Origin of the sequence: Mahella sp. (assembly GCF_020054945.1) — a bacterium.
Lineage (GTDB): Bacteria > Bacillota > Clostridia > Mahellales > Mahellaceae > Mahella.
Genome location: NZ_JAIHAU010000064.1, coordinates 1 through 8,031 on the forward strand (window position 1 = coordinate 1; position 8,031 = coordinate 8,031).

The 8,031-nt window shown below is 42.0% G+C and carries 11 protein-coding genes; 10 read left to right on the plus strand and 1 reads right to left on the minus strand.

The features are described from left to right. The first annotated feature begins 183 nt into the window (after positions 1–183). Positions 184–672: a CarD family transcriptional regulator gene (locus JG770_RS10080; protein ID WP_291958535.1), complete on the plus strand. Its 489-nt coding sequence runs from the start codon at positions 184–186 to the stop codon at positions 670–672. A gap of 100 nt (positions 673–772) precedes the next feature. Beyond that, positions 773–1,867, plus strand: coding sequence for a PIN/TRAM domain-containing protein (locus JG770_RS10085; protein ID WP_291958538.1), 1,095 nt, complete (start codon positions 773–775; stop codon positions 1,865–1,867). On the opposite strand, the gene JG770_RS10090 is transcribed toward JG770_RS10085, so the two are convergent. Next, positions 1,868–3,184 (minus strand): D-alanyl-D-alanine carboxypeptidase family protein, encoded by a 1,317-nt coding sequence (locus tag JG770_RS10090; protein WP_291958541.1) that lies wholly within the window; start codon positions 3,182–3,184, stop codon positions 1,868–1,870. It lies immediately after the preceding gene. A 167-nt stretch (positions 3,185–3,351) separates the two neighbouring features. Between JG770_RS10090 and JG770_RS10095 the strand changes: the two genes are divergently transcribed. The 8 genes from JG770_RS10095 to JG770_RS10130 form a co-directional block, all read left to right on the plus strand. Continuing rightward, complete coding sequence (locus JG770_RS10095) at positions 3,352–3,591, plus strand: hypothetical protein (protein ID WP_291958544.1); 240 nt, start codon at positions 3,352–3,354, stop codon at positions 3,589–3,591. Next, positions 3,572–3,748, plus strand: a complete 177-nt coding sequence (locus tag JG770_RS10100; RefSeq protein WP_291958547.1) for a hypothetical protein — start codon at positions 3,572–3,574, stop codon at positions 3,746–3,748. Before JG770_RS10095 ends, JG770_RS10100 begins: the two co-directional genes overlap by 20 nt. Beyond that, positions 3,745–4,986 (plus strand): glycosyltransferase family 4 protein, encoded by a 1,242-nt coding sequence (locus tag JG770_RS10105; protein ID WP_291958550.1) that lies wholly within the window; start codon positions 3,745–3,747, stop codon positions 4,984–4,986. The genes JG770_RS10100 and JG770_RS10105 overlap by 4 nt, the downstream gene beginning before the upstream one ends. Positions 4,987–5,155: 169 nt before the next feature. After that, a complete protein-coding gene (locus JG770_RS10110) occupies positions 5,156–6,157 on the plus strand; it encodes an LCP family protein (RefSeq protein WP_291958552.1) in 1,002 nt (333 codons plus the stop codon). An 85-nt stretch (positions 6,158–6,242) separates the two neighbouring features. Further along, positions 6,243–6,548, plus strand: coding sequence for a DUF5665 domain-containing protein (locus JG770_RS10115; RefSeq protein ID WP_291958554.1), 306 nt, complete (start codon positions 6,243–6,245; stop codon positions 6,546–6,548). 1 nt (position 6,549) lies between these two features. Then, entirely contained in the window at positions 6,550–7,206 is a 657-nt protein-coding gene (locus JG770_RS10120) for a TraR/DksA C4-type zinc finger protein (RefSeq protein ID WP_291958556.1), read from the plus strand. Positions 7,207–7,250: 44 nt separating this feature from the next. Then, entirely contained in the window at positions 7,251–7,715 is a 465-nt protein-coding gene (lspA, locus tag JG770_RS10125; protein ID WP_291958558.1) for a signal peptidase II, read from the plus strand. A 7-nt stretch (positions 7,716–7,722) separates the two neighbouring features. Beyond that, positions 7,723–8,031: S4 domain-containing protein (locus JG770_RS10130; RefSeq protein WP_291958561.1), on the plus strand; the 309-nt coding region annotated here is incomplete at its 3' end.

Here is an 8,031-nt window from a genome sequence, read left to right on the forward strand (position 1 = left end):
AATGGTCGACAAGAGAGGTGAACGTCAAATAAAAGTAAATATATGGTTCTTCAGAAATAACCAGGCACAGATCATAAAATTTCATGCTTCACCCCTGTACAATATTAAGTTTATTTGACAATGCTATATCATGTATGTTATAATTTAATTAAATGTTTTAATTATGACAAGAGGTGTATTATTGTGCTTCAAATTGGCGATAAAGTTGTATATCCAATGCATGGCGCCGGTATAGTAGAAGCCATAGAGGAAAAAGAGATATTAGGAACTACGCAAAAATATTATATACTGAAGTTGCCGGTATGCGATGTGAAAATTATGATACCATTATCTAACGCTGATGATATCGGCATAAGGCATGTAATAGATAAGGATGAGAGCAAAAAAGTGCTGGCCGCGTTATCACAAGGCGATCAAGATGGCGACAATACAAATTGGAATCGACGCTATAGGGTTAACATGGATAAGATAAAGAGCGGGGATATATATGAAGTAGCGGACGTGGTCAGAAGTCTTATGATACGGGAAAGGCAAAAGGGCTTATCGACCGGCGAACGAAAGATGCTCAACAGCGCCAAACAGATATTGGTAAGTGAGTTGGCATTAGCTAATAGCACTGGGGCAGATGAAATAGAGAGGCTTATAGAAGAAAGAATATGGCAGAGCGTCTGATTAAAGGCGCTTATTTTTTATCCAAAAATCCTCAAATTTTCTTATCTTTATGATAAAAGTATGGTATAATGGAAATACTATAAGAGGAGGTGAATATTAAATGCTCATAACAGTGCTTAGAATAGTTTTTGGAATTATAGGTGCTATAATAGGGGCAGGTATATCATTATTAATATCGGATTTTTTGACGTTTGGTTTATCGCTATGGCAAAGCATCGCATTATATGCTGTTTGCTCTATTGGAGGTGGCGTCATATCGTTTTTGCTGTCCAACAGGTTTATACACTGGATGTCATCGCTTACCAACTGGATGGAATGGGAACTCCAGAAGGTGCCTATGGTCGATGTTTTGCTTGGTGTAATAGGTCTCATAATAAGCAGTGTAGTGGCCGGATTGTTGATCAAACCAGTTATGCTTATCCCTGTTAAATGGTTGGCCACAGCTTTAGTTATATTAATCTATGTATTGTTGTGCTATATAGGTGTGACTCTAGCTGTGAAGCGCAAAGACGACATAATCGGTCTAGTTAATATGTTTAAGAAAAGTGCGTCAAAGGATAAACAAGGCTCAACCAATGCGGTCAATGTTATGCCTAAAATATTGGATACCAGTGTTATAATAGACGGCAGGATATTCGATATATGTCGTACCGGCTTTGTAGAGGGACCTCTTATAATACCTACTTTTGTACTTAAGGAACTGCGCCATATAGCCGATTCGTCCGATGCGTTGAAACGTAATAGAGGCCGGCGTGGACTGGATATATTGAACAGGATACAAAAAGAACTGGATATTGATGTACAGATAGTAGATGTAGATTTTGAAGATGCCGATGAAGTGGATATAAAACTGCTCAGATTGTGTAAATTGTATAATGGCAAGGTTATTACAAATGATTATAACCTCAACAAAGTAGCCGATTTTCAAGGCATTCAGGTATTAAATATAAACGAACTGGCAAATGCTGTAAAGCCCATGGTGCTGCCCGGAGAAGAGATGCTGGTTCAAGTGGTTAAAGATGGTAAAGAGTCTGGACAGGGCGTCGCTTATCTGGACGATGGCACCATGATAGTGGTAGATGGCGGCAAAAAGCACGTAGGCCATACCATAGGCGTTATGGTAACCAGCGTGCTTCAAACAGCGGCAGGACGTATGATATTCGCTAAGCCAAAGCAAATGGATAAGGCCGGATGATTAAAAGCGATAGGTGTTATTATCATGTGACTTTTTTAGCGAATACAACATCCATAATGCGGCCACTATTATAAGTACAAGGCCCATCTGCCACCATGCCGATGTGGCACTGCTGCTATTTGCGGTTACAAGCGGAGGGATAGCCTCCGCTTGTTTTGCAGTTATGCTTTGCGGAGCTATCAGATTGGCTGAAGCTATCTTCTGTTCACCTATCATATAATCGACACTGCCCAGCACTTCACCTTTGTTTATCGGCGCAGTTACGGAAGATGGAAGATGTACGGACGGTTGAACGGTTTCATTGGTCTTAGGTACCATAATCTCTATGTCCCGATCCAATACGGCCGCTATACTTTCGGATGTTGAGCCGTTTGTGATGTCTACCGTACCGAGCGGTGTTCCTTTAGTGGCTATTATCTTTCGAGCAAAAGCATTAAAGCCGTAGTCCATAAGGGCTGCGGCGTCTTTCCAAGCGACTGGTTTGCTTGGTTCACCCATCAATACGGCTATGAGTTCCGTACCGTTGCGTTGTGCTGATGCTACCAATGTATGGCGCGCCTGGTTGGTATATCCCGTTTTTATGCCGGTAGCCCCTTCGTAGTAATATTTGCTGTTCGGCTGTACGAAAGAGTTTATGTTATCCCAGCGACGCTGATCTCCTCTCAAAGTTTTTGGTATGTCAAGATACAATGTGGTTGATACTATATCGCGAAATTTAGATATAGTCATGGCATGACGTGCTATCATGGCCATATCGTAAGCAGTGGTATAATGTTCATCGTTATGAAAACCGTGTGGATTGGCGAAATGGCTGTTTTTTGCTCCCCATTCCTTAGCCTTTTGGTTCATCAAGTTTACAAATTCATTCGTAGTGCCTGATATATGCTTGCCTATAGCTACTGCGGCATCATTGCCGGATACAAGCATAAGGCCGTATAGAAGCTGTTCTAAAGTGAATTGTTCACCTTTGTCCATGACAATAGCGCTGCTACCGTCTGGTATACCCAAAGAAGCCTCTTCATCTATGGTTACTACGTCACTGAGATTTCCTTGTTCCAAAGCAATGGCGGCGGTCAATATCTTGGTTATGCTTGCAGGATACGCCTTTTGGTCCGGATTTATACCATATAGCACATTGCCGGTCTTAGCGTCTATGAGTATGAGATTTTTGGCTGATACGGCAGGCGGCGACAAAACCACTGTGTTATCAGCGGGTGTATCACTTGATGTTGGCTCGGCATATGCGACCGGAGTATACGCCATAAGTGCAAGTATGTATAATATAAGTATGGGTATGGCAAGCAGCTTTCTCTTCATCAACGTTCCTCCGTTAGCGTTATTAATATATAATAGTATAACAGAAATCACACGATTTTGGGATAGAAATTTTTACTTATCAAATGAAACAATCGCATGATCAGGATAAAATGTATCGAAAAAAAGTATAATAAATATACTATTTTGCGTAGGCAGGGAGGAACAACATGGCAACGGTGCATCAACTATACGATAAACGCCTCTATAAATTAAAAAAGGCCGAGGAAGTGGCCGCGCATATGATTGGCAAAAAGATAACCGATGTACGTTCTATGGGCAAAGAGGAATTTGCTATAGAGTTGGATGATAGCAGCAACGTTATATTCGAAAGGGATGGTAAAGGGAATATAGAATGCCATTGGCAGCGTATTTTTAGAGAGGAAAGCGATGATGGATACAATAAATGATCAGAAACAATTAGAAGGTAAGACCATTGTAGGTGTAAAAATATTAAGTAAAGACGGAGTCGTGCTTTTTTTTGATGATGAAAGCCGAGCACATATAGATATGGGAAACGGTGAGATCAAGTATATGTGCAAAGGCAGGGAGGAAGCGCGTCCATGAAGATTCTTATGCTTGCATGGGAGTACCCGCCGCGCAGCGTGGGCGGTATATCGAGCCATGTTTATGATTTATCCCATCATATGGCTAAGATGGGACATACGGTCTATGTGATGACTTGTAATGATAATACCCTTAAAGAGTTTGAAGAGGATGATGGTGTATATGTATATCGTGTTTGCCCTTATAATATAGCCACCAATAACTTCATAGATTGGGTGTTTCATCTGAATATGGCAGCGCTGGAACGCGCTGCGCAGCTTTTAAATGATGGGCTGGATATCGATATAATACATGTGCACGATTGGCTTATGGCATTCTGTGGCAGAGCGCTTAAACATATATATGCTAAGCCGTTGATAGCTACCATTCATGCCAGCGAATATGGGCGCAACAACGGCTTGCACAGCGATATGCAACGCTATATAAGCGACGTGGAGTGGTGGCTGACCTATGAGGCATGGCGCGTCATATGTTGCAGCAATTATATGAAAGACGAGCTCAGATTCGTATTCCAACTGCCGGAGGATAAGATACGTATATTGCCCAATGGCGTGGACATAGAACAATTATCTGCAGACGGCGATATAAGCGATTTTCGTTTGAGATATGCGGCGCCTGGCCAGCGCATAATATGCTTCGTAGGACGGTTGGTACGAGAGAAGGGCGTAGACACGCTCATAGCAGCGGCTCCGGCAGTGCTGTCCAAGCATCCTGATGTAAAGTTTGTTATAGCCGGCAACGGACCTTATGAAGATGTGCTGAGACGGATGACGTGGGACAGGGGCCTGTATGAGAAAGTCCAATTTGCAGGTTATGTAGATAAGCAGACGCGCAATAAATTATATAAAGCGTCTGATATAGCTGTTTTTCCGAGTTTATATGAGCCTTTTGGCATAGTGGCGCTGGAGGCTATGGCTGCCCGCGTGCCGGTAGTGGTATCCGATGTCGGAGGATTATCCGAGATAGTAGTAGACGGCATAGACGGTTATAAAGTGCCGCCGGGCAATGCCCAAGCTTTGGCAGACGGTATATTAAGCCTGTTGGATAACCCATCTATGGCATCGAGAATGTGCCAAAAAGCTTTTTATAAAGTTCAGCAGGCGTATAATTGGGATATGATAGCTTCTGCTACCATAAAAGTGTATACAGAGGTATTGCACGGGAATGAACTTGCGGATCATCGTAATGGCCGCTCGGCTAAAACGCCTATTTCTTCTTTACAGAGAGGGTATATATAGTGTGATAAAATAATATATTATTTTCATTTTCTTGCGATTATAAAATATAAGCGTGACTATTCAGCTCGAAAAATGTAAATTTTTTATTTCCTCCATATAACATTCCATTGTTTCTATGTTATAATTTGAGTGAATTATACCGCTTCATTTTGTGCGAAAGGGAGAGAATATGTCTAAGAATAAACAAAAGAAGAAGGGCTGTCTTAGTAAAGCGCTGCTTGTATTGGGGATCATAGTGCTGTTTATCGTCGGTGGGGTTATAGGGTATGGCTATATGATGTTGAGCGGCGTCGAACAAACAAAACTCGATGATGAAGATCTCGGCATCACGGAATATAAGCCGCCTGCACCTTCTGACGATAATGTGATTCAGCCGGCACCTGAATACGATGTAACCAACGTAGCATTATTTGGTATAGACAGCAGGGATCCAGATCAGACAGGTCGATCGGATACCATGATGATAGCTTCTGTCGACAAGAAAAATAAAGAGGTAAAGTTGACGTCGCTTATGCGCGATATGTACGTAGATATACCAGGTCACGGAGGTGACAGGATGAATCATGCTTATGCTTATGGGGGTCCGGCGTTAGCCATAAAAACTATAAATACCAATTTTAAGATGGATATAAGCGATTATGTGACTGTGGATTTCTTTGACCTCCCCAAGATAATCGATGAACTCGGCGGCGTGGATATAGATGTTAAATCCAGTGAAATCGAGCTTTTGAATTCATATTTGAATGGGATAAATAAATTAAACGGCGGCAAGCCGTCGCCCAATTTAACAAAACCCGGGATGCAGAGACTGGATGGACGCCAGGCCCTTGCATATTCGCGCATACGCTATGTAGGCAACGGCGATTATGAGCGTACCGAAAGGCAAAGGCGTGTCATGGAGGCTTTATTCCAGCGGGTAAAAGATGCCGGCCCGATTCAATTGCCGGGTATGGTAGCCAGTATATTGCAGTATTGCGAAACCAGTTTATCAAATGCCGAGATTTTGGAACTGGGCCTGACTGTTTTAAGCTTTGGCGATGTGCCCATGCAACAATATCGATTGCCGGTTGACGGTACGTTTAAGAGCCAAAATATCCGAGGCATGGCAGTATTGGTGCCGGATATAGAGGAGAATACGCAACTCTTGCATGAGTTCATATATGAAAAATAACAAAAAAGCAGAATCAATGATGCTCATCTCTTTTGATTATAAAACTGATGCTAAATGGGTAAATTAACTGAGCGGAGTTGATGTTATGTCCGATGAGGATAAAGACGCCATAAAAAAATTGGATGAGCGATTGACCGAATTTATAAAACAGATGGAATCTATGAAAGTAGCAGAATATATGGAATATCTGAACGACCGACGGAAAATCTTTTGGTCAAATTTTATGGCTGGTCTCTGGCGCGGCTTGGGTATGGCCATAGGTTTTACCATTTTGGCGGCTGTAATATTATATATATTGCAAAAACTGGTTGTATTGAATCTGCCTTATATAGGCCAGTTTATATCCGATATAGTTAGAATAGTACAACAGAACATGGAGGGACCGCAATGATATGAGAAACAGAGGGTTACAGCACTTTAAGAGCCTATTGCTTAAGGAGCGCAGCAAGGCTATGGATACATTGGAGCTTATGGATAAGAATAACTTTAATACTTCTTTGCGTGATAGTATAGAGGAATTGTCCACATACGATAATCACCCGGCCGATATAGCCACCGAAACCTTTCAGATGGAGGAGTCCATGGCATTAAAGCAGAACCAGCGTTTTGTGATACAGCGTATAGATGATGCGTTGAAGCGCATAAATGATGGCACTTACGGAGTATGTCAGCGATGTGGTAAAGCTATAGACGGCTCCAGGCTTGAGATTTTGCCGTATGCCGAATTATGCATAAGTTGCCAGCAAAATGATCAGCCGGATATAGAGGAACTGCATCATGATCGGCCGGTGGAAGAGCAACTGCTGGGTTCATACTACGGTTACGGTGTAGCCGACAGAGATGATCGTATAGGCTTTGACGGAGAGGATTCATGGCAGGCGGTGGCTAGATATAATCAAGTACCAAATGACCCCAGTTATAGCACGGGCGATCAGCAAGGTATATTTGATGAAAACGATGAAGGAATAGTACAGCAGGTAGATAAAACAATAAATGAGGATTATGAAGAACAATTATCCGAGGAGGGTAACGATATTCCAGATAGATGAGCAATGTGGTATAATTATTAAAATGCTGTAGAGGGGGTATACCTTTGTTTCAATTGTTAATAGCTGCCATTATAGTGGCGGCCGATCAAATAACCAAGTACTTGATGGCGTCTATATTGCCTCAGCGGCCGGGGCATACCATTCCGTTAATAGACGGTGTACTTCATTTCACATACGCTGAAAATAAAGGCGCTGCTTTCAGTATATTGCAGAACCAGCGTTGGCTGTTTATTTCACTGACCGTCCTGGTATGCGCTTTTATAATATATGCGATATTTGCGCGTCCGGATATGCCTTTAATGCTTAAAATAAGCCTGGGGCTTATACTGGGTGGTGCGGTAGGCAATCTCATAGACCGTATACGGTTGGGTTATGTCGTGGATTTCATAGATTTTCGTATTATAAATTATCCTATATTCAATGTGGCCGATTCCGCAGTAGTTATAGGCACTATATTGTTCGGATATTATATAATTTTCGTGAGCGATGCTAAAAAGTCAATGGTGTAAAACGGTTATGGATGAATATACGCTTTATGTGAGTGCGGATGAGGTTGATCGACGCCTGGATACATTTCTGGCCGAAAGATTCGAACAATGGACACGATCGCATATACAAAACCTTATAAAAAACGGCAATATAACAGTAAACGGCCAGCATATAAAGAACGGTTATAAACTGAAGGATGGCGATGTCATAAAAATAGATATTCCCGAGTTGCGGCCGATCGATATACAGCCTGAAGATATACCTTTGAATATACTCTATGAGGATGAAGATATAATAGTCATAAATAAGCCTCAGGGCATGGTGGTCCATCCGGCT